Annotated in this window: 3 protein-coding genes and 1 pseudogene; 2 read left to right on the top strand and 2 right to left on the bottom strand. The window is 48.8% G+C overall.

Going from position 1 to position 25,496, the window contains the following annotated elements; genetic code table 11:
* Window positions 1–83: 83 nt before the first annotated feature.
* A complete protein-coding gene (locus MHB63_02240; protein ID MEK3805407.1) occupies window positions 84–20,381 on the bottom strand; it encodes a carboxypeptidase regulatory-like domain-containing protein in 20,298 nt (6,765 codons plus the stop codon).
* Window positions 20,382–20,728: 347 nt separating this feature from the next.
* On the opposite strand from MHB63_02240, the gene MHB63_02235 reads away from it, so the two are divergent.
* Window positions 20,729–23,791, top strand: coding sequence for a pullulanase (locus MHB63_02235; GenBank protein ID MEK3805406.1), 3,063 nt, complete (start codon window positions 20,729–20,731; stop codon window positions 23,789–23,791).
* A gap of 30 nt (window positions 23,792–23,821) precedes the next feature.
* Here the strand turns inward: MHB63_02235 and MHB63_02230 are convergent.
* A pseudogene (locus MHB63_02230) lies at window positions 23,822–23,965 on the bottom strand (YozQ family protein).
* Window positions 23,966–24,130: 165 nt separating this feature from the next.
* Between MHB63_02230 and MHB63_02225 the strand changes: the two are divergent.
* Window positions 24,131–25,363, top strand: coding sequence for an MFS transporter (locus tag MHB63_02225; GenBank protein MEK3805405.1), 1,233 nt, complete (start codon window positions 24,131–24,133; stop codon window positions 25,361–25,363).
* Window positions 25,364–25,496: the final 133 nt, after the last annotated feature.

The following is a 25,496-nucleotide window of genomic DNA, read 5'->3' as shown; positions in this document are numbered from 1 at the left end:
TAGCATGTGTGCAGAACGTTTTTAAATAAGACATGCTTTTTCATAAAAAAACAGCCCTCACAAGAGAGCTGTTCCAATAATTATTAGAAGTGGCTGAACGGACTTGGCTGCAGTCTGATGGAAGCTGTTGAAATTTCTCCTGCTGTCACGGTGATGACGGTAGTGTCTGTAACGAAGCCTGCTGCAATGGTGACAAGTGAGTACGTGCCAGGGAGAAGATCCGGGATGATAAAGTTGCCGTTTGCATCTGTAAAGCCTGTTGCGACGACTTCTCCCTGTTCATTTCTTACTTCTATCAGGGCTCCTGCTACCGGTGCCTGTGTGAAAGCATTTCGCACCTGGCCGCTGATTGATCCAAAAGCAGTCCGTCTGATAAGAGCAAAGTCAGCGTCAAGGATGGATTCACTTTCTCCAAGTGTCAGAAGTCGCTGAGCCTGCTGGTATCCTTCGGCTGCAGCAAAGACTGTGTACTCATCAGGTGAGAGTCCTTCAAAGAAGTACTGGCCGTTTACATCTGTAAAGACGAACGTTACTAGCTCACCCTGGCTGTTGGTGATGTCGACTCTTGTGCCCCCAATTGGCGCACCGGTATCAAAGTCTGTAATTCTTCCTGCGATGACTCCGCTCCGTGTCTGCGCAAGGCCGAGCTGGAAGTCCTGTACGGTTGTTTCTCCGGCAGTGAGCAGGACAGAAGCAGATTCTGAAACATAGCCGGGTGCTGAAGCTGTTGCTGTGAATGTTCCCTGCGGCAATCCCTGGATCACATATTGACCTTTCTCATCTGTGAGGCCAAAGGCGATGGAAAGTCCATTTGAATTAAACACTTCGACTAATGCTCCGATGATCGGAAGGGCAGTCAATTCGTTTGTTACCGTACCTGTCAAAGCGGATGGATTTGCGGCAAGCGCAAAATTGACAATGGCTGCATCTCCCGGGTTTAAGACGGCGGTTTGTGACTGCGCCTGGAAGTTTACATTCAGTGCAATAACCTGATACGTTCCAGGTGAAAGATTTGGAACAAGATAGGCTCCGCTGTCATCTGTCTGGGTTGTCGCTACTGTTGCGCCTGTTGAGTCGATGACCCTGATTCTCGTATCAGGCAGCGGCGCGCCGGTTCCTTGATTCGTAACCGCTCCCTGGATGGATGCCGTCTGCTGCAGGAGACGGAAGCCCACTGTGACCGTTTGACCTGTAAAGACGGTAGCAGTGAGCGTTTGCGCACCGTAGCCTGAAGCTGTGGCCACGATGGAAATCTGTCCTTCTGTCACCCCTGGAATTTCAAAGAATCCGTTTTGGTCGGTTAAAACAGTTGCAAAGATTGGTCCCGATGGACTTTGATAGCGAATCGTTACGGCAGCTCCCTGGATCGGTGATCTCGTTTGAGCATTTAAAACTGTGCCGTTTACCGTTCCGAATGCCCCGTTCAGCTGAACGTTCAGCTGTGTCGTCTGACCGGCTGCAATAACAGCACCTGCAGCCAATCGTTCAAAGCCTGCTGCGGTGAAGACTGCCCTGTACGTTCCAGGTGTCAGACCATCAATCCGGTAAGAACCAGTGTTATCTGTCAAAACACTTGCGACAAGACCATTCGTAATGTCGAAAATTTGAACGGCAGCGCCTGGTAATGGCAGGGAATTACGGTCGCTTACTACTCCTGTCAAAAAGCCCGGGTTCGCACTGAGAGACAGAGTTGTTTGAGCAGTGGTACTGGCCACAAGGATGACAGATTTAGAATCAGTGCCAAAATTAGAAGCGGTCGCTGTTAAGATAACGGTGCCCGGCTGCAGATTAGAGATGGTGAATGAACCGTCAGCAGCACTTGTTGAAATGGCCAGGACCTGGCCGTCAACGGTTGTTGCTGTTACAATAGCGCCTTGAATCGGATCACCTGTTGCTGCATTATTGACAATTCCTGCAATTGAAGCCGGTCCGGTCTGCAGCAGCAGCGTAACATTTGACGTTTCATCCGGGATGACAACTGCCCCAATAATTCCCGTCACGAATCCGCTGGCAGATGCCGTAATGACATAGTTGCCTGGCGCCACCTGCGGGAAGGCGAAACTCCCATTTGAATGCGTATTCGTTGTAAAGACGAGGATGCCATTTTCATCAAACAGAGACACTGCAACAGACGCAGTCGTAATCGGCTGAGCAAGGTTATTCAGGACAACTCCTGTTATCGAACCAAAAATGCCCGAGAGTGCAACGTTTGTTGTAGTAGTAGGATCTGACTGGACAATCGCTCCAACCGTTCGCGTTTCAAACCCTTGAGCTGTAACCGTTACAGTATAGGAGCCCGGAGGAAGGCTTCCGGCTGTGTAATTTCCGTCAGTATCGGTAACTACTGTGGCAACAACCACACCGCCGGCTCCGATGATTCGGACGGTCACAACTGCTCCTGTAATTGGATTGCCAAATACATCTGTAACGCTTCCGGAAATGCTGCCGGGATTAGCGGAAAGAGAAAAGTTAACATTTGTCCGCTGCTCTCCCGCTGAGAGACTGATTCCGGAAAGCGCAGTCTGATAGCCTTCGGCTGAAACGACGAGTTTAAAGCTGCCTGTCGGGATGTTTCCAATGGCATACGTCCCGTCAGCTCCGGTTACGGCAAATCCAACAAGTGTCTCATTCTGGTCAAGAATTCGCACAGATGCATTATTAATCGGTGATCCAAAGGCATCTGTCACCTGACCGGAAATGGAAGCAGGGTTAGGCTGAAGCAGAATATTTGCCTGCACCTGCTGATTTGCAGCGACTGTGGCCCCAATTGATGAGCTCGCGTAATTAAATTCCGAAGCTGTAACCAGATAGCTGCCTGGCTGGATTCCGCTAAAGGTGTATGAGCCCTGCTGATCAGTGACAGTAAACGCGATCGGAGTCAGACTTTGACTTTGGAACAGCTGCACAATGGCTCCGGGAACCGGCTGAGTAGTAACAGCATCCCTTACAATACCCGTAATTGACCCGGGACTTGCCTGCAGGGTGAAGTTCACTGTCGCGGTCTGACCAGGCAGAACCTCAAATCCAGCTGATGATGACTGGAAGTTTTGCTGAAGAACAGACAGTGTGTAGCTTCCCGCTGTAAAGCCGGTAATAGAGTAATTGCCGTCTGTATCTGTTTGAACTCTTCGGATCAATCCTCCCTGAAGGCTGAATAGCTGAACAAGAGCACCTGAAATCCCAAAGCCTGCCTCATAGGTTACTTGACCTTGTACTGTACCTGGCTGAGGGGACAGAACGGCACTGACGAATTCCGTTTCACCAGGGTCAATCGTTTCGCTGGCAATTTGAGAACCAAAAGACGGAGCACCGCTGAAAATAACACTGTAAGCACCCGGTGCAAGGCCTGTGACCTGATAAAACCCATTGCTGTCGGTCAGTGTTGTCGCAATGATTGGACCGGCAGGACTGAGAGCGCGAACGATAACACTTACACTCGGGATTGCAGCGCCGCCCACAGCATTTGTGGCAAATCCCTGAATGATGCCGGGGTTCGGTGTCAGGTCAATGGCAAGAACTGTATCTGAGCCTGCGGTAATGGTAAAGCCTCTAAACTCACTGCCAAAATCCTGCGCGTTAATAACGGCTGTATACTGGCCCGGGGAAAGGGCAGGGACCGTGAAATTCCCCCGTGCATCGGACACGACTGTCAAGATGAGTGTACGATTTTCATCAAATAACTGGATGACAGCTCCTGCAATCGGTGCCAGGTCTTGTGCACTTGTTACTTGCCCTAAAAGGCGCCCAGTGAGCTGAGACAAGGCAAGCGAAGTAGTTGTCGTTTCTCCCGCCGTCAGGATGATGGACGTTGTGGCGTTTCCATACCCCGGTGCCTGTGCTGTCAGGAGGAAAGTACCTGAAGGCAGGTTCGGGAACGTGAATGCCCCCTGATCTCCGCTGAATCCTGTCGCAATAATGACACCATTTGTTCTTGTGATGAGTATTGAAGCACCTGAAATTCCAAGTCCTGTGCTGCTGTCAGAAACGGTTCCTGTTAATGCGGCAGGCAGATTTGTCAGAGTAACGGACGTTGCTGTCACTTGATTGGCAAAAACAATCGAGCTGACTGTATTTGACCCAAATCCCGGGGCTGAAGCATTGACCAGGTATGTTCCCGGAATCAGGTTAAAGACAGAGAATGTTCCATCAGCTTGAGCAGTCAGTGCCTCAATCAATACGAGATTTTCATTGAAGATTTTCACAAGGATATCCTGCCCTGTGACCGGATCTCCCTGTTGATCAACTATTGCACCGGTTATGCTGCCGGTGAGTGCAGCGAGTGATGCGTTAAGCTGAACGGCTGTACCGGAAATAATTTGTGCGCCAATGACAGCTGATCCATATCCTTCTGCCGTAAACACAGCGCTGTAAGTTCCCGGTGCAAGGTTCTGAATCGTGTACCTGCCGTCTGTATTTGTAAAGGCGGATGCGATGATAACACCTGAACTGTTGCGGATGATAATGCTTGCTCCGGCTAATCCGGCTGCTGTCGCTTCATCTGTCACAATGCCTGTAAGGGACCCGGGATTTGCTGCAAGAGAAAAATCAATGCCGGATTGGAACTCCCCGGGAGTCAGTGTGATTGCTGCAGCAGAAGAACTGAAACCTTCAGCTGAAACAATGATATTGAATGTTCCAGGCGGCAGACCGGAAATGGTATACGTTCCGTCTCCTCCGGTAATGCCGGTGCCGATAACGGTTTCGTTTCCATTCAAGATTCTTACGGTTGCATTTCCAATCGGATTTCCGGACAAATCACTGACTGTTCCGGAGACCGCTGCCGGATTTGGAGACAACGCAAGATTTGCCGTTGATTCCGTGTTTGAAACAACCGATATTCCGACAATGGCTCTTGCAAAGTTTGCGGCATCCGCCGCTATTGAATAGGTCCCTGGCTTAATGCCTGCAAATGAGTATCTGCCAAGTGAATCAGTGACCGCACTGACAAGAGGCTGCAATCCCTGAGAAGGAAAGAGCTGCACAAAAGCTCCTGAGAGCGGCGTTCCTGAAGCAGCATTTGTGACTGTTCCTGTAATGGAACCTGGATCAGGATCCAGCTCAATATCAAGCGTTGCTGTCTGTCCGGATACGATCGTTGTGCCAATTGTCTGCTGCTGATAATTCGTGTTGATGGCTGTAACGGTATATGAGCCCTGAGGCAGATTTTGAATGCTGTATCTTCCATTTGAATCTGTTTGGCCAACAGCCGTGAGCACACCGTTCACATCTACAATTCGAATCAGCGTATTGACTAAAGGCACTCCGGTACCTGCCTCTGTCACCAATCCTTGAACGGTTCCGGGGTTTGGCGGGAGAGAGAGCTGTACAATCGATATCTGTCCGGATTCAACAACCGTTGAACCAGCCTGTGTTCCGAAGCCTGCAAGAGTTCCAAGAACGGTATAGGAACCGGGTGCAAGATTCGGAGCGGTAAAGAAACCATTTGCATCTGTTGCAGAGCTTGCGACGACAGGGCCTGTTGGAGAAAACTGCCTTACAACGATGCTTACTCCGCTCAGAGGCAGTCCTGTCAGCTGATTGATCACCGTTCCCTGAATCGTGCCCGGATCTGCAGGTAAATTAAAATCAAGAACCGTCTGAGCATTTGCAGTAATCGCCGTTTCCTGAACCACTGTGCCGAAATTGGCTGCAGATGCTGTCACTCTGACACTGCCTGCAATCAGGTTATTTACTAAATACTGACCGCTTTGGTCCGTGACAACTGTTGCCACAAGGGCTCTTGTAGAATCAAAGACCTGAACGGAAGCACCCGGCACCGGGTTTTGAGTCTCTGCATCCCTGACTGTGCCTGTAAGAGATCCGGCAACTGGCGGCAGGGAGAGGGTGACGCTGTTTACAGCACCAGGTCCAAGCTGAACCGATACAGAAGCAGAGCCGAATCCCGGCTGTGTTGAAGAAGCAGAAACGTTCAGTGTATTCGGGGGCAGATTCTGAATTGTAAATTGTCCGTTTTGATCACTGACCGCATTTCCGACAATCAATCCGTTTAAGTCTGTCACCGTTACAATAACACCGGATAAAGGATCAAATGTTACGGCATTGATGACCTGCCCTGATACGGCTGCAGGATTCGGTGAAAGAATGACAGGCAAAGCCGTTGTTTCATTGGCAAGGACGACGGCACTGGCAACAGCAGCGGCATAGTTGGGTGCTGTGATTTGAATCAGGTATGTGCCGGGTGCCAGATCCATAATTGTAAACGTTCCATCTGATGCAGCAAGCAGGGTTTTGACAAGAATGCCGTTGATATCAAAAACCTGAACAGCAATGTTTGACCCGGTGATGGCTGTTCCAGACGCGTCTGTCAGTGAGCCTGAAATCATGCCGGTATCCGGCGGAAGGGCAATATTTGCTGCAGTCACAGCATTAGCCTGAACGATTGCGCCTGCAGTAATAGAGCCGAAGCCTGCTGCCGTTCCCACTACTGAGTAAGAACCTGGTGACAGTCCTTCTAATAAATAATTTCCGTTTCCGTCTGTTGAGCCTGCTGCAATGATAACGCTTGTTCCTCCGACAGTCCTTACGACTGCAATCGCCCCGACAATCGGATCCCCTGTTGCTGCATTTGTAATCTGTCCGCTGATGCTTCCAAACAGTGAATTGAGAGCAATATTCACATTAGTCAAAAGCTGTCCTGGTGTCACGGTAACAGCTGTAAGACTTGCGGCAAAATCAGGTGCAGATGCAAGGACCGTCAAGGTTCCCTGAGGCAGGTTGCTCACAGAGTAATTCCCAAATTCATCTGTGATTGCCGTACCAAGAACTGTTTCATTCCCATCAAGAATTCTGACTGATGCATTTGTTACAGGTGTTCCTCCGGTATCGGTGACAGTCCCGGAAATCGTCGCCGGATTTGGAGAAAGCTGAATGGAGATATCTGTTGTCTGTCCTGCAAAAATGACGGCTCCTGTTCCTCTTCTAGCATAATTTGATGCTGAAGCGACGACATTGTACTCACCTGGTGCGAGACCCGGAACCGTAAACTGTCCGTTTTGATCCGTGAGTTCTTGTGCAATTGCTGTAACTCCCTGTGAAGGGAAGACAAGGACAACGGCACCTGCTATTGGACCGCCAGAGAAGAGGTCGGTTACAGTTCCGGTCAGAACTCCTGGATTTGCTGCAAGGAATACATTGACCGTTGTCGTCTGTCCCGGCAGAATCGTAAAGCCGACAGACTGATTCTGATAATCCGGACTTGAGACGACAAGCGTATAGAAATCAGACGTGAGCCCTTCAACCGCGTAGAATCCAGCTCCATCTGAAGTGACTTCATCTACAAGAGTGCCGTCACGGCGTATGACTTGGACTGCTGCTCCTGAAATCGGATCGTTCGTATCTAAGCGGCGGACGGTTCCCTGAACCGTTCCCGGAGCTTGTGTGAGGCCGATTGTCACATTGGCAACTTCATTTGCAAAAACGGCGGCTGATGCCGACTGTGTGCCAAACCCGGCCGATTGAGCAATGACCGTGTAGGATCCTGGTTCAAGATTCGCTGTAAGAAATGTTCCTTGAGCATCTGTAACAGCAGTCGCAATGACAGGTCCAGCCGGTGAAAATTGACGGATGGTAATGATAGCACCGGCAATCGGATCAGATGTCAACTGATTGATAACCGTCCCTGAAATGGACCCGAGCAGCGGACTTAAAGATACGGTTACTTGCTCCGTTTCACCCGGATCAAGTATGACTGCTTGAACGTTGTCAGCAAATCCTGTCTGAGAAACTGTAAGCGTAATTGTGCCGGCAGGAAGATTAGTGAGCTGGAAGTTTCCTGAATCATCCGTAAAAGCGGAAGCCAGCACCTGACCGGCAACACTGGCTGTGACAGCAGCCCCTTGGAGCGGCGTATTTGTGCCTTGGCTTAAAACCTGCCCGGTGATTGATGCAGGCAGCGGCGCCAGCTGAAGATCAAGGGCTGTTGTCTGATTGGCAACTACTGCTGCAGCGGCAGCTGATGCCGCAAAGCCAGGCGCTTGTGCAACAACCGTATAAGTCCCGGGCGCAAGATCAATAACGGTGTAAGACCCGTCTGGTTCTGCAGTAATGGATTTGATGAGAAGCCCATTTCCATCAAAGACTCTGACAAAAATATTGCCGCCTGTAATCGGATCTCCATTTCCGTCTCGGATTGTACCTGAAATCGTTCCGGTTTCTGCAGCAAGGGCAAAATTTGCCGTCGCCGTTTGATTGCTTGATACAGTCACTGTTTGCGTCTGTGAGGCAAAACCGAAGACGGCTGCCGTGACCGAATAAGAACCTGGTGCAAGACCTTGAGCAAGATAATTTCCGGATTCATCTGTATTGACCGTTTGCACAACTGCATTGCTGTCACCTTGAAGCGTTCGAATTGTCACAATTGCTCCAGCCAATGGTTCAGCTGTGGCAATGTTTGTCACCGTTCCTGAAATGGATCCGGGATTTGCCGTGAGCGCAAGGTTCACACCTGTCAGCGTCTGGTCTGCTAAGACGGAAACGCCCTGAAGGCCCGTTCCGTAGTTAGGGGCAGAAGCACTGACCGTATACGTTCCCGGTGCAAGATTTCCAATGGAATAATTGCCGTTCAGGTCAGCTGCGCCGGAACCGACAACGTTTTGATTTTGGTCAAGAATTCTAATGACTGCATCCGGCAAAGGATTCCCGGATTGATCTGTGATTTGACCAGATATCGCTGCCGGAAGAGGAGAAAGAGAAATCTCGACAGCGGTTGCGGCTCCTGAAGAAACCAGGGCACCGACAGATATGGTTCCGAAATTGGATGCGGCTGCCGTGACGCTGTATGCACCAGGCTGAAGGCTGCCGGCTGTAAAGCTGCCATTTTGATCAGCAGCTGTCTCAAAGACAGGAATAAAGCTTCCTGACGGGAAAATCAGAATGGATGCTCCTGCAATTGGCGCTGAAGTTTGAGCGTTTAAAACCGTTCCGGTAATGCTTCCCGGATTTGGATTTAATGCCGAATTTAACGTGACTGTCTGGTCAGATATGGCCGTAAACCCAAGCGTCTGGTTCTGGAACTCGGCATTTACAGCAACGAGTGTATAGCTGCCGGGTGCGAGGCCGTCAACCCGGTAAACCCCGTTTACATCTGTCTGAGAAACGGCGACCAGCACGCCTCCTGAATCGATGATTCTAATGAGTGTATCCGGCAGTGGTGTTCCTGTCTGCGCATTGATAATCGTACCCTGAACGGAACCAGGATTTGGCGGAAGATTCAGCTGCACTTCAGTGGTCTCGTTAGATGCGACAGACGCTGAAGCTGCCTGAGTGCCGAAACTCTGCTGAGAAGCGATAATGGTATAGGTTCCAGGCACCAGGTTAAATACGGCAAATTCTCCTTGGGCGTTCGTTGCTGTTGTTGCTACTGCAGGCCCGGCGGCGGAAAATTGCCTGATGACCACACTTGCATTCTGGATGGGCGCACCGGTCTGCTCGTTATAAACCGTTCCCGTAATCGTTCCGGGATTTGGCTGAAGCTGGAACAACAGTGTCGTCACAGCGTTTGATGCAATTGCTGCATCCTGGGCAGCAGAGCCGAAATTTGCTGCTGAGGCTATTACCCGGTACGTTCCCGGAGCCAAATTCTGAACCTGGTAAAAACCGTTATCATTTGACAGTACTGTAGCAGCGAGAGCACCTGTAGAATCGAACACTTGCAGGACTGCACCTGGAATTGGCTGGTTATTCAGGACATTTACGACAGAACCTGTCAAAGTACCGGGATTTGGCGTGAGAGACAGAGTGGTTGTTCCAATTTGACCAGGTGAAAGCAGGACGGCTTTAGAGTCACCGCCAAAGCCCTGGAAAACGGCTGACACAAGTAAAGTGGCAGGCGGAAGGTTCTGAATCGTAAAGCTTCCATCTATTCCGCTCGTTGCCGATGCCAGTACAAGGCCGTTTAAGTCTGTTACAGTGACCAGCGCTCCATTAATGGCATCCCCTGTGCCTGCATTCAATACTTGCCCTGTAATTGACGCGGGATTTGGCGTCAGGGCGACATTTGCCTGTGTAGTCTGATCAGAAACAACGATGGCTCCGATTGTTGCAGCAGCAAAGTCCGGTGCAGTGATGACAAGGGTGTAGCTGCCCGGCAGTAAATCAAGAACAGTATAGGAACCGTCTGTCTGCGCCAGTAGTGTTTTAACAAGTGACCCGCTTTGGTCATAAACTTGAATTTGTACGCCCATTCCAAGAATCGGACTTCCCTGAAGATCAGCGATGATCCCGGAAATGGCTCCTGTGTTCGGGCTCAGCTGCAGGTTTGCTGATGTCGTCGTATTGCTGAACACAACCGCACCTACAGAAGCTGTTCCAAAACCTGTCTTTGAGGCTGTTACCGTATACGTACCTGGAGCAAGGCCGGTCACGGAATAGAACCCGTCTGAATCCGTTACGTCATTTGCCACAATTACACCCGTTCCTCCTGTCAGGCGGACAATGGAAATGGCGCCTGCAATCGGATCACCTGTCTGGGCATTGCTTATAGTTCCTTCAATGGCTCCAGGGTTCGGAGTCAGGATAAAGTTGATATTCTGGAGGAAATCTCCCGGTGCAAGTGTCACTCCGCTGATTTGCCCTGCGAACGTCTCTGACGTCACAATCACGGTTTGAGAACCTGGCGGGAGGCCGCTGATCACATAGCTTCCGTTCTGGTCGGTCAGTGCGCTTCCAAGCACTGTCTCATTTTGATCAAGAACTCTGACGCTTGCATTTTGAACGGGCTGCCCTCCTGTACTAGTGACAGTGCCGCTGATTGCGGCAGGATTTGGCATGAGAGCAAGGTTGGCTATTGTTGTTTGATCTGCGGTTACAATGGCACCGATAGCTCCGCGTGCATAATTGGAAGTATCCGCAGCGGAAATATACTCTCCAGGAGCAAGACCGATGACCGAGTAGTTTCCATTTTGGTCAGTAAGAGCATTCGCAACCGGAAAGAGACCTTGAACCGGGAAGATCTGAACCGAGGCTCCCTCAAGTGCTCTCCCTGTCTGCTGATCTGTCACTCTTCCGGTAATAGAACCGGGATTAGGATCGAGTGCTAAATTGACTATCGTTGTTGCATTTGAAGCAACATTGAAACCAACTGATGCGCGCTGGAATGTCTGGGCAATACCGATGAGCGAGTAGTTTCCCGGTGCAAGCCCGTCAATTGTGTAGACTCCTTCACTGTCTGTCTGAACCTCCTGGACAATGGCGCCATTGCTGTTTTGAATTCTGACCAGTGCCCCTGCAATCGCCGTACCCGTCTGTGAATCTGTCAGTGTTCCCTGAACGGACCCTGGGTTTGGAATGAGTGCAAGATTAATAGCTGACACAGCATTTGACGAGACGAATACGGAACCTGCCTGTGTGCCGAAGTTTTCAGCAGAAGAAATGACCGTGTAAGCTCCAGGAGCCAAATTATTAACTGTAAACTCGCCGTTTTGGTTAGTAAAGACAGAATCTACAGCAGGCCCTGTAGGTGAAAACTGTCTGATGACAACAGCAGCGCCTGAAATCGGATCGCCTGTCTGCTGATTGACAACGGTGCCTTGAATTGTTCCAGGGTTTGGCGGCAGCGAAAAATTGAGAACGGTTTGCTGATTGGCAAAAACAGTTGCTTCCTGAACGGTTGAGCCAAAATTTTCTGCTGAAGCAATGACACGGTTGACACCTGCAGAGAGATTTTGAACCAGGTAGTTTCCGAACGCATCTGTGGCGACAGTTGCGATTAATCCTCTAGTAAAATCAAAAACTTCAATCGTTGCACCGGTAATAGGTGAAGATGTGCCGGCATTAAACACGCTTCCTGACAGCGTTCCGATCTGGGCTGCCAAAGAAACGGCAGTATTCAAAGTCTGGCCTGGTGACAGATTAACAGCCTGCGAGAAGCTTGAGAAATTCTCGGCTGTTATGGACAAGTTAAGAGACTGCGGAGGCAAGTTCCCAATTGCAGCAAACCCGTTAGCATCCGTGACCCCAATGCCGACAACTGTCCCGCTTGGAAGAGAAATTGATATGATGGCTCCTGATATCGGCGTGCCGGTATCAGCGCTTGTAACCGTAACATTCACAGCTGCGGGATTTGGCTGCAGAACAGGGTTTAAAGCGGTAGTCTGTTCTGAAATAACGGTGCTGCTGAATGTTCCTGTCGCATAGTTTGGTGCAGTCACAACAACCTGATACGTCCCAGGCGCAAGGCCATTAACGGCGAAAGAACCGTCAGAACCTGCGAGAACCGTTTTAACGAGCTGGCCATTCTGATTAAACAGTTGAACTTGAAGGTTGTTTCCAGTAATCGGATTGCCCTGAGGGTCTGTAATTGTGCCGGCAATGCTCCCGGACAGCGGCGTCAAGCTGACTGGAGCGGACGTGTTCACGTCGCTTACGACTGTTGCACCTGTCGCAGCTGCACCATATCCGTTTCGTACGGCTGTGATTGTATACGTTCCGGGTGCGAGATCTGAGACGAAATACGTTCCGTTTGTATCTGTTGTTACATTAGCAACAATGATCGATGCAGCTCCTGATCTTCTGACAACGATATCAGCACCGGCAATTGGCAGTCCTGTCAGCTGATCGGTAACGGTTCCGCTGATGGATCCTGCATTTGGCACAAGCTGTGCGTTCAAAGTCGTCGTCTGACCAGGACTTAAGGTAACACCGGTCAGCAAAGTGCCGAATCCTGAAGCGGAAATGACGGCCGCTAGATTGCCCTGAGGCAGATTTCCAATCGTATAGTTTCCGTTTTGATCTGTTATACCTGTTCCAAGAACGGTTTCATTCTGATCCAGAATACGGACTGTTGCACCGCCAACAGGAGTGCCGCCGTTTTGGGTGATGGTTCCGGCAACGGCTGCCGGATTCGGAGTGAGCCCAATGTTCAAGACTGCCTGAGCATTCGGAAACACAGTTGCCCCAGCCGTTCCGCGGGCGTAATTTTCTGCACTTGCAGCTGCTATATACTCACCAGGTTCAATACCGGAAAATGTATATTGCCCGTTTTGGTCAGAAGCTGCATTTGCAATCGGTATCAGGCTTTGAGCAGGGAATAGCTGAACAATGGCACCTTGCAGCGGTGTACCGGATACAGCATCTGAAATCACTCCTGTAATACTTCCCGGATTCGGAGCGAGAGCAGCATTTACGGTAACAGTCTCTCCTGCACCGATAATTGCACCTATCGTTCTGCTTTGGAAATCTTCATTAATCAGGACGATGGTGTAGGTGCCCGGCGTCAATCCCTGCACCAGGTATACACCATTTATATCCGTCTGTACGACTGCAGCTAAAATGCCGTTGTCATTCAAAACGCGAACTTGCGTATTGACCAGGGGATCCCCTGTCTGAGCAGATGTTACCGTACCGGTAACTGCGCCGGGATTTGGAGGAAGGGCAAGCGCTGCAGTTGTAACAGCGTTTGATTGAACCAGTACCGTTGCTGTCTGAGTGCCGAAGTTTACGTTTGATGCTGTGATGGCATACGTCCCCGGCTGAAGATTCAGCACGGTGAATTGTCCGCTGCTGTCTGTTGCCGTTGACTGGATAATAGGTCCTGTTGGTGAAAATTGACGGATGACAATTGCTGCCCCTGTTATAAATTCCCCGGTTTGCTGATTGACGACCGTTCCAAAGATGGATCCCGGATTCGGTGCCAATGCAAAATTTGCGCTTGTCGTCTGGTTTGACAAAACCGTTACATCCTGAACATCTGAGCCGAAATTCGCAGCTGTCGCAATAATTCTGTACTGGCCAGGTGAAAGGTTAGCAAATTGATAGAAGCCGGCAGCATCAGTCGTCAGCGTTCCAACGAGCGCCCGTGTGCTGTCAAACACCTGAAGAACAGCACCTTGGAGGGGATCTCCCGATTGGCCGTTTGTTACAAAACCGCTGATGATTCCCGGGTTCGGCGTTAAGCTCAATATGGTTGCAGCCGTGCCTCCCGGCGTTAAGATGACGGAACGAGAGTCAGACCCGAAATCAGGTGCAACAGCTGAAATCACAAGTGTTCCAGTCGGCAAATTAGGAATAATAAAATTTCCGCCGCTGTCTGTAACGGTGCTGCCGATCGGCAAACCATTGGTGTCTGTAACCGTCACGATGGCTCCTGGTATCGGATCACCAGTTTGAGCGCTCAGAACCTGGCCTGCGGCTGTCCCCGGATTTGGCGAAAGGGAAACGGAAAGAGTTGTCGTTTCATTGGCTGTAACAGATGCTCCAACCATCATCGCAGCATAGTTCTCTGCCAGAATTGTCAGCTGATAGGAACCAGGCGGCAAGTTTGTGATGAGAAATGTTCCGTCTGATTGGGCAGCAAGTGTCTGCAAAAGAATACCGCTTTGATCAAAGACCCTAATTTGAATAGGAATGTTTAGCAGGGCATTTCCCTGAATATCTGTAACCGTTCCTGAAATCGAACCGACAAGACGGGGCAGACTGATATCCGCCTGAGTTGTCTGATCACTGACGACAATGGCTCCGACTACAGAAATGCCAAAACCTGATGCAGATCCTGTAACCGTATAGGAACCCGGCTGAAGATCCGGAATAAAGTAGTTTCCAGTTTCATCGGTGGAAGTAGATGCAACCACAACAGGTACGCCTGCAATCGTCCTTACAACGGCTATGGCTCCTGTTATTGGCTGGCCGGTATCAGAAGCCGTAATGAGACCGGCAATGCTTCCTGCATTCGCAGTTAATACAAAGTTAACATTCTCCGTCAGTTGACCGGGAGAAAGAATGACCCCTCCGAGCTGCGTGGCAAAGCCTGGTGCGGAAACAATGATCTGCTGGTTGCCTTCAGGTAAATTGGTAATGGCGTACTGACCAAATTCGTTTGTTACGGCTGTTCCAAGAACCGTTTCATTTTGGTCAAGGATCCGGACAGTTGCGTTAAAAATCGGCTGGCCGAACTCGGATGTGACCGTACCTGACAGGGAAGATGGATCTGGTGTTAAAACAATATCCGAGCTGGAAACAGCATTTGACTGGACTGTAATCCCTGTGGAAGATGTTGCATAGTTCGTGTATGAGCCAACAAGAAGATAAGATCCCGGCGGAAGGCTGTCAAGTGTATAACGGCCTGTTCCATCTGTTACAAGGGATGCAATCGGATTGATTCCAAGTGCAGGATAAACGAGAACAGAAGCACCGGCAAGCGGAGTAAACGTCTGTCCGTCAAATACTTGCCCAGTAATGCCTCCCGGGTCTGCAAGCAGTGCAGCGTTAATAACAGACGTCTGATTCGGCTCGGCTGTGAAACTGAACGACTGGGACTGGAAATTAGGGTTTGTAAACGTATTTGTATAATTTCCGGCGGAAAATCCGTTGATTTGGTAGAAGCCATTAATATCCGTCTGCGTTTGAGTAACTAAAATGCCGGTATCATCAAACAAGCTCACTAGCGTATTTATTAACGGCTGGCCTGTATCTGCGTCTGTGATGGTACCTTGGACAGCTGAAGGAAGCTGTTCCAGGGCAAAATTGACATCTTCAATTTCCCCTGGCTCAAGTGCAACTGTTGAAGCCTGGGAACTGAACAATGGGTCCAGAACAATGACGGTAAACGTTCCCTGAGGCAAATTGGCTGCTGAATAAAAACCAAATGAATCCGTTGCCGTTGTCGTGATAATCGGGCCGGTTGAAGTAAACTGTCGGACAATGATACTTGCTCCCGCGACAGGATCTCCGGTTCCGGCATTCGTCACTGTTCCACGGATTTGGGAAGGATTAGGATCCAGCGCAAAGCTTGCAGTTGACTGCGTATCTGAAAAAACGATAAAGCTGATGGTCTGGCTTGTAAAACCCTGGACAGAAGCAATCGCCGTATAATTTCCAGGTGCAAGGCTTGCCGCTGTAAATTGCCCCTGAGCATTGCTGACGACTGAAACAACGGATGCCCCCGTCTGGTCAAAAATCTGAATACTTGCTCCAGGGAGCGTATTCCCATTTTCTCTGTTAACAACAAATCCTGCCGCACTGCCCGGATTCGGCGTGAGGGAAAGGAGCGTATTTGCAGTCTGCCCCGCTGTTAAGATAACGGCGACAGATGCAGTGCCAAAATTTTGCGCATCTGCACTTGCAAGAAACGACCCGGCAGGAAGGTTACTGATTGTAAACGTGCCGTCTTGATTGGAAGTCCCGCTGCCAATAAGAATACCCGTATTCGGATTTGTAACTGTAACTAGGGCTCCTGCAATCCCTGTTGCAGTCTGCTGGTTAAGGACCTGACCTGTTAAAACAGCTGGAGACGGAAGCAGGGTGACAATGGCTTGTGTAACTTGATTTGCTTCCACTTGAACACCGATTGAAGCTGCCTGAAATCCAGCGGCAGAAGCATTCAGAATATAGCTGCCAGGCAGGATATCAAGAAAGACAAATGTTCCATCCGGCTGTGCCACAAGCGTTTGAATGAGCACGCCATTTAGGTCAATAAGCCTGACCTGAAGATTTTCTCCTGTAACCGGGTTTCCGTCAGGATCCCTAAGCTGCCCGCTGATTGTGCCTGTTAACTGAACAAGAGAGATATTTGCCGTAGTCACCGTGTCGCTTACTACAGTAGCACCAGTCGTTCCCGTTCCAAAGTCTGAAAGAGAGGCAGTGACTGTATAGCTTCCTGGTGAGAGTCCCTGTACAAGGAAGTTTCCGTCAGGACCTGATGTGACTGTGGCAGCAATAATTCCAGAACCTGTAGCCTGACGGACTACAACCGTTGCTCCCGGAAGCGGAGCGCCATTTGACTGGTTGAATACAAGGCCGCTCAAGGTACCGGGGTCTGGTGTTAAAGTGAAATTGACATTCTGAACATTTCCTCCCGGCTGAAGCGTTACACCGGTCAGGTCGGATCCGAAAGAAGACGCAGAAGCAATTACCGTGAACGAACCTGGGGGAAGGTTTCCGATTGCATAGGCACCGTCTGCATCAGTTCCCGCCAGGCCGAGAAGGGTCTCATTTGCGTCCACTACACGCACAATTGCATTCGGAACGGGTGCGCCATTTGGGTCAAGCACGGTCCCGCTGATTGATGCAGGATTTGGATTTATTGTGAGATTGACAGTTGAAGCTGCGTTTGAAACCACCACAGCGCCTGCTGATTCTGTCGTATAATCCGGAGCGGATGCCGTCACAATGTAGTTGCCAGGCGCAAGATTTAAAAACTGATAGTTTCCGCTGCTATCGGCAAGGGTGCTTTGAATAAAAACACCTTGACCTGTATACAACTGGACAATCGTGTTTTGCAGGACAGGAGAGATTGTTCCGGTAATAGATCCGGGATTTGGCGTCAGACTTACATTAACCACTGTTGTTGCATCTGCTGCAACGATTGCTCCTGCAATAGCAGACTGAAAATCCTGAGCATTGACGACAACATTGTAGTTTCCGGGAGGCAGACCGGAGGCTGTATAAGTTCCCTGACTGTCTGTAAGGACGGACTGAATTTGAACGTTGTTTTGATCGACCACACTGACAGAAGCTCCGGAAACAGGATTACCGCCGCTTGAAACCGTCCCTGTGATAAAACCGGGGTTAGGCGCAAGAGTGATGGTCAAATTTGCCTGACCGCCCGGAGGAATGGTCACAGACGCAATGTTTGTCTGAAACCCTGAAGCTCCTGCTGCGACTGTGTAGGTCCCGGGTGCAAGCTGCTGTGCCTGGAACGTGCCTTGCAGATCAGTGAACAGAGTGGTCACGACCGCACCATTGGCATCGAGAATTCTCACTTCTATTTGAGCACCGGCAATCGGCTGCCCCGTCTGCTGACTGATAACTGTACCGGTTATAGAGACCGGATTAGGTACAAGAGTGAAACTGACGGCAGCCGTCTGATTCGGCTGGATAGAAACACCTTGAGTCTGAGTTTGGAAATCCTGTGCAGAAGCAGAGACAAAGTAAGTCCCGGGCGCAAGATTTGAAACAAGATACGTTCCATTCTGATCAGTAATAACAGTAGCAATGACAGCTCCGCCGGCTGCTGTACGCACATTGATGACACTTCCCGGAACAGGAGTCCCGCCATTTGCGGTAACAGTGCCAGTTAGAGATCCGGGATCAGGAGAAAGTGAAAAGTTGGCAGTGGATGTCTGGAAACCAACAACTTGCACTCCCTGCACCTGTGTTTGGAAATTTTGAGCTGTAGCGGAAACCGTGTAATTTCCAGGTGCGAGGTTAGGGATGGTATAGGTTCCATTTTGGTTTGTATTAACAGATGCAACCAAACTATTATTTAAAAAGACATTAACGGTCGCATTGGCAATCGCTCCGCCCTGGCTGTCTGTCACGGTTCCGCTGATGACTCCGACAATCCGGTCTAAAGATACATTCAAAGTGACCGTGGCATTCGGCTGAACAACAGCACCGGTGGTAAGACTTGCGTAGCCCGCATGGCCGAACGTGACCGAGTACGTTCCAGGAGCCAAATTTGAAATGGTAAACTGACCCTGTGCATTTGTCTGGACAGAAGCGACCGTTGCTCCGCTTTGATTCACAACTGCTACAGATGTTCCGGAGAGAACGGCTCCAGTGGCTGCATCTGTGACCGTGCCGCTCAGCGTTCCTGGTGAGGGCTGAAGCACCACATTCTGAGTAGTTATCTGGCCGGCTGCAACTGTAAAACCAAGAAGGCTGGTCTGGAAATTCGCAGCTGTAACGCGCAACTGGTAAGTGCCAGGCGAAAGCTGGCTGACTGTGTACTGTCCGCTTGCATTTGTCACGGTCTGAGCGATGATATTGTTTGCTCCATCGAGTATTTCCACGAGCGCACCTTGAACAGGCGTGCCGCCATTTGCCGTTACAGTCCCAGTGACGGTACCCGGTGATGGGGCAAGCGTAAAGTTTTCTGTCGTTGTCTGTCCGGAAACAATGGTCGTTCCGCGCGTTTGTGACTGGAAATTTGAAGCGCTGGCTGAGAGTGTATATTGACCGGGCGGTATGCCTGTAATGGTATACTGACCGCTTGCATTTGTCGTGACGGTCGCAATCACGGTGTTAAACTGGTCAGTCAATCTCAGCACTGAACCCGCAATTGGTGTCCCTCCCTGAGCCGAAACCGTTCCTGTAAGAGTTCCCGGGACCGGCTGGAGAATGACATTGACTACCTGTGTCTGTCCGGCGGCAACTGCCGCAGATTGCGTCAGTGTCGTAAAACCGGCTTGTATAAAGGTTAGTGTATAAGTGCCCGGAGAAAGCTGGGTGAAGCTGTAATTTCCCTGTGCATTAGTTGCTGCTGTTCCGACAAGCACATTGTTTGAATTGCGCAGCTGAACGGTCACGTTTGAGAGAGGCAGACCTGTCTGCCCTGAAGTCACCTGGCCTGTAAATGAGGCTGCAGCTGTCACCGTGATATCGTTAAAAGCAACCGCATTGGCAAGCTGGGCACCGGTTAGATCATCAATTCCCGAGGCTGTTACGGTATTAAGCCTTCTAGTGCCAGCTGAAGTAAACGTACCTGTAACGGTATAAGTCAATGTAACGGATTGCCCTGCAGCTAAATTTCCAATATTCCAGGACAAGGTCCGCGTGGAAGCATTAAAAACGGCTGTACCTGCTGAAGCCGCAATGTTTGTGACAGACGCAAGCTGATCAATCCCAAAAACATCCGCCGCTGTAACAGACCTTGCAAGAGAGCGGCCTGTGTTCGTAACAGTTACCGTCTGATTCCAAGTGGCGATGCTTCCTGTTACAACAGACGCAGGACCAAATGTAATGATTTTAGATGCAGCAAGCTTTGCACGAATGTCTACATCATTTGGAGTAACAGGATCTGTCAAAGCATCAATAAACTGAAATCCTTCTGACGTTCTTAAGGAGTCTTTATTATAATTATTTGCATTAGCTGAAGAGAAAATAATGAACTGCAGCGGCGAATTCGCCGTAATGCCAAGCGTCTGAAAAAATTGTGCGGCAGAAAACTGAAAATCAATAAAGTAATCAGGATTACCGCCAAAATTAGATCCGTCATTTGTAAGCGTGACTCTCGCCACATCGAAGTTTACAATCGGAATTCTGACGTTGGGCGCACCGCGGCCATTCGTTCCTTCCGCCGGATCGTTCCATGAGTTAAAAACCTGCTGTGTGTTTTGGACCAGGTTAATGGAATTATCGAGGCCGTTTACGTTTGACAGCCAATTATAAACCCCGGGAGTGCCCGATGTATTAATCAAAATCCCCCACCCGAAGTTTGCAAATCCCGTATTTTGAGAATTTCTCGGATCCCCGTTGACACGAATCCTGAAATAAATTGCCGTACCGTCATATGCAACATACGCGGCTGGAAAAGTCGTGTTGCCTACTATATCAGTTGATACAGGCGACTCATCTCCCACCACGTCGAAAATCGGCTGCCCGTCAAGAATGATCGGCTGAAACTGTGTATTCGATGGAAATGCCATTCCATTGCTCCCCTCAAAAATGTAATCACCTATACTACCTTATCGGGCAGACAAAATGTCTATACCCTGATTCCTTCCGAAAAATGATAACGATTTATTCTATTCGCTTATTAGAACAAGGGTGACAGGCTGTTTGCTTAAGATGAGGAGAATGGACAACGGAGGAAAAGGAGCAGTTTAACTGAAAATAAAAGAGCGGCAAAATAACTTGAAAATTCAAAAAAACATTGACACAAGATGACAATTTCCTTTTAATTAAATATGTAAACGCTTTATGGAAACGTTTGCGCACCTGCGCAGATTCATCGTTTTATAGAGGTCAAGCTATTCATAATGGGGGTTGAGACATGCCGAAATGGGTAAAAAGTGCATTGGTTTTTGTTTTATTGCTTGGAATGATATTCCCTTCATTGCAGCTGCCGGCTGCAAAAGCTGCTGAAAAAGATCCGGATGTTCCTGAGAACACCGTGAGAATTCATTATGTAAAGGATGATAAGAACTACAAGGATCTGGGATTATGGTTATGGGAAGACGTTGCGGAAGCACCGAAGGAATGGCCGAAGGATGCTGTCCCGTTTACAGATGAGCAAACAGATGAACACGGCCGCTATATTGATGTAAAAGTCAAAGAAGGCGCCAAAAAATTAGGATTTCTTGTTGTAAACCGGATCACGGGCGAGAAAACCGGCGGCGATAAAGTGTTTACGATGCTTGAAGAGTATAATCATCTTTGGATTAAAAATGCAGATGATACAGTGTACACATCCTCCCAGTGGGAAAATCCAGTGGCGATTATAAGCGCTGAAATCACGTCAAGCCAAAAACTGCTTCTTGGTTTAACAAGAACGGAAGGATTAACGGAGGAAGAGCTGCTCTCTTCTATAAAAGTAAAAGATGAAACCGGGGCTGAAGTGACGGTTCAAAGCGCTAAAATCACGTCTCCTTCAACGGTTGAAGTAACCGTTGGCAGTGAGCTGAGCGGCGATGCCTATACGGTTGCATACGGAACAAAGACTGTGACGGCCACAAGAGGCTGGAGAATGATTGATGAGCTTTATTCCTATGAAGGCGATGACCTTGGAGCAGCTTACAGCGGCGGGAATGCTGTTTTGAAGCTCTGGGCTCCTAAAGCAAGCAAAGTGACAGCTGTATTTTACGATAAAAACGATGCATCTAAAGAAATCGGCAAACTTGATTTAACGATGGGGGACAAAGGAGTCTGGTCTGTTGAAGCTAAACCGGGCGAACTTGGAATCAGTGACCTAAAAGGATATTACTATCAGTACGAGGTGACTAACGGAGGGGAAACAAAGAAAGTTCTTGATCCGTATGCAAAATCAATGGCGCCTTTTACGGTCAACACGAAAGGTGAAGCAGGACCTGACGGGGATCTTGTTGGTAAAGCGGCCATCGTAGACCTTGCAGGCACAGATCCTGCGGGACTTGATTTTGCAAAAATTGACGGCTATGAAAAGAAAGAAGATGCTGTCATATGGGAGATTCACGTCAGAGATTTCACATCTGATCCTTCCATTGAAGGCGATTTGACGTCAGAGTGGGGAACGTACGATGCGTTTAAAGACAAGCTTGAGTACATTAAATCACTTGGTGTAACGCACGTTCAGCTTCTCCCTGTGATGGCCTGGTACTACGGCGATGAAACGAACATGAGACAGAGAGAAATGGAATATTCTGCAGCAAATAACGAGTACAACTGGGGCTATGACCCTCACAGCTATTTTTCACCGGACGGAGCTTATTCAAAAAATGCGGCAGATCCGGAGCTTAGAATTAAAGAGCTGAAAGGCTTAATTGATGCTGTTCATGATGCAGGCATGGGTGTTGTCCTCGATGTTGTTTACACGCACATGGCCAAGGCAAGCATGCTGAATGACATTGTTCCGAATTACTACGCGTTTCAGGATGCAAACGGCAATTTCATCGGCGGGTTTGGCAATAACCTTGCGACAAACCATTACATGGCTGAAAAATTGATGATTGATTCGGTTAAATACTGGTTTGAAGAGTATAAGATTGACGGCATGCGTTTTGACATGATGGGAGATGCCACTTATGATTCCATCCAAAATGCGTACAATGCAGCTGCCGATATCAATAAGGATGCCCTTTTCATCGGAGAAGGCTGGAGAACATTCGGAGGACAGCTTTCAGATCCTGCGCTTGCCGGTAAAGGTGCCGATCAGGACTGGATGAACAAAACGAATGATGTCGGCGTTTTCTCTGATGAGATCCGAAACGAGCTGAAGTCCGGATTCGGTTCTGAAGGTGAACCGCGATTCCTTACAGGCGGCGCGAGAAGCATTGACCTTATATTGAAAAACATCAAAGGCCAGCCAACGAATACACCGGCTGACGATCCCGGCGACATGGTGCAATATATTGAAGCGCATGACAATCTTCCATTGTATGATGTTATCGCTCAATCCATCAAAAAAGATCCTGCGGTTCCTGAGAACAACCAGGAAATCCATGACAGAATCCGTCTTGGAAACGCGATGATCCTCACTTCACAGGGAACAGCCTTCCTTCATGCAGGACAGGAATATGGACGGACAAAACAGTGGCTTGGCGAGGGAATGCCTGAACAGAAGTTCCATGAACTCAAGGATGAGACAGGAAAATCTTTCGGCTACTTCATTCATGATTCCTATGACTCGTCTGATGCCATTAACAAATTTGACTGGACTAAAGCAACAGATGCGGGTGCGTATCCGATTAACAGTACAACTCGCGAATACACAGCAGGTCTTATTGAACTTAGAAAATCAACTGACGCCTTCAGACTCGGCAGCAAAGACCTCGTTGATTCTAACGTAACGATGATTGAAGCTCCCGAGATACAGGCATCTGATTTGATGATCGGATACAAAGCTGTCTCTTCGGACAAAAAAGAAGAGTACTCTGTGTTTGTCAATGCAGACTCAAAAGAAAGAACCCTGACGCTTTCTGAAGATCTTCGGAAAGGAACCGTTGTCGCGGATAACGACGAGGCAGGAGCAGAAAAGGTTAAGAAAGAATCAGGCTTTAAGCTGAAAAAAGATTCAATCACAATCAAACCTCTGACTGCGGTTGTTATTAAAGTAAGCGATGAAAAGACAAATGGCCCTAAAGATCCGGCACCGCCTGCTCCAAAGCCAAACAAGCCGGAAAAGCCTGAAGTGAAACCGGCTGAACCAAAAAAGAACGAACAAAAAAAGCCTTCCGCTTCAGAGAAATCGGAAGATGAGCAGGAAGCAGCAGTTCCAGCCAAGTCAGATAATCAATCAGGCGGAAGCTCACTGCCGGCGACTGCGACCAATCATTATCTGCTGATACTGATCGGAGCTGCAGCGGTTGCTGCGGGAGCAGGATCCTATTTCCTTATTCGCAGAAAAGCAACCATAGCGTGATAAAAGACCAGACGGAAGTTCCGTCTGGTTTTATTTTTTGCTGTTTTCCTGATCAATTGTACCTTCGTAGTAATCATCACTGACCTGTTCGTGCGTCTCTGCAAGGCCTTTTTCAAGCTGGGATTTTCCTTCATAGTCAGAAACCTCAAACTGTCTTCCTGCAAGCTCTTCTGATGGCTGCTTTTTCATATTTGACACCTCCGCATCGTTCGTTCGATATTAGATTGCTCCAGGATGGGGCAAACCATTCACAGCACATAATTCATCATCAAAAGGAAACACTAATACAGTCATTTTAAAAAGCATTTTGCAGCGTATATTCTGATATGAGGTGCGGCTATGGCTGAACAATGTAAGAAGGTAAGTATTTGGTGCTTAATCAGCATGGCTTCCATCCCTTTGGTCATGACCCTTGGAAATTCCATGCTGATCCCCGTTTTGCCGGTTTTTGAAAAAGAGGTGGGCATTACCTCTTTTCAGTCCAGTATGGTTATCACAAGCTATTCCATCGCTTCCATCATCCTCATTCCGATTGCAGGGTATCTTTCAGACCGGGCAGGAAGAAAAGCAGTAATCATACCAAGCTTGATCATTGCCATGATTGGAGGGCTTATTGCCGGGTTTGCCTCCTGGAAACTGCCGGATCCCTATCTGCTGATCATTGTCGGCAGGGTTCTGCAAGGCATAGGGGCAGCGGGTGCGTCGCCAATCATCTTGCCGCTTGTCGGTGACTTGTATAAAAATGATGACGAAAAGACAAGCTCATGTCTTGGAATTATTGAAACATCAAATACATTCGGCAAAGTGCTGAGTCCAATCATCGGTTCATTTTTTGCATCAATTCTGTGGTTTGTTCCATTCTTTTCAATCTCTTTTTTCAGCCTGATTTCTATTGTTTTGGTCTTTTTTTTCGTGAAGGTGCCGAAAAAGACAGAAACACCGCCTGCTTTCAGCGAGTTCCTGTCAAAAACGAGAAAAACGTTTAAAAAAGAAGGGAAATGGCTGTATCTGGTTTTTATGCTCGGTGCTTTTATCATGCTTATTCTGTTTTCCATCTTGTACTTTTTGTCCGATTATCTGGAAAAGGAGTACGGTGTGACTGGCATTAAAAAAGGATTTATGCTGGCTATCCCGCTGCTTGTCCTTTGCATCTCAGCGTATGTTACAGGGAAAACGATTAAAGGAAATGTGAAAGTGATGAGAACGATCACGATGCTCTGCCTCGTCATTTTATCGATTAGTACGGCATTTGTTGGCTTTGTGAAGGATGAATGGTTTTTGCTGTTTCTCGTGACCAGCATCGCCGGCCTCGCGATTGGCGCCATGCTGCCAACCCTGGATGCGATGGTTACAGAAAACATCGAAAAAGAAGAGAGAGGAACGATTTCTTCTTTTTACAGCTCAGCAAGGTTTATAGGAGTAGCAGCCGGCCCGCCGATCATGACGGCTGTTATGAAAAATTACTTAACGATTTCCTTTATCGCAGCAGGCTGTGCAGGCATTCTGCTTTTGATCTTTGTTTTTAAAAACTTTAAAGCAAAACCCAAACCGCTGAAACCGAAATTTTTCTAAAAAGCATTCTGAAAAGGATGCTTTTTTTTCGTGAAAAAAAAGGCAGGCCAAAACATATTATAACGGGTTCAGATATGGCGCCACTACATCGAATACCGCCACGACGAGCATCCATTTCTGAAAAAAGTGGTGC

This window comes from Bacillus sp. FSL H8-0547 (assembly GCA_038002745.1).
In the GTDB taxonomy this organism is placed as follows: Bacteria; Bacillota; Bacilli; order Bacillales; family Bacillaceae; genus Bacillus_P.
Note: the sequence above shows the minus strand (reverse complement) of the source record. Positions and strands in the feature narration are given on the sequence as shown.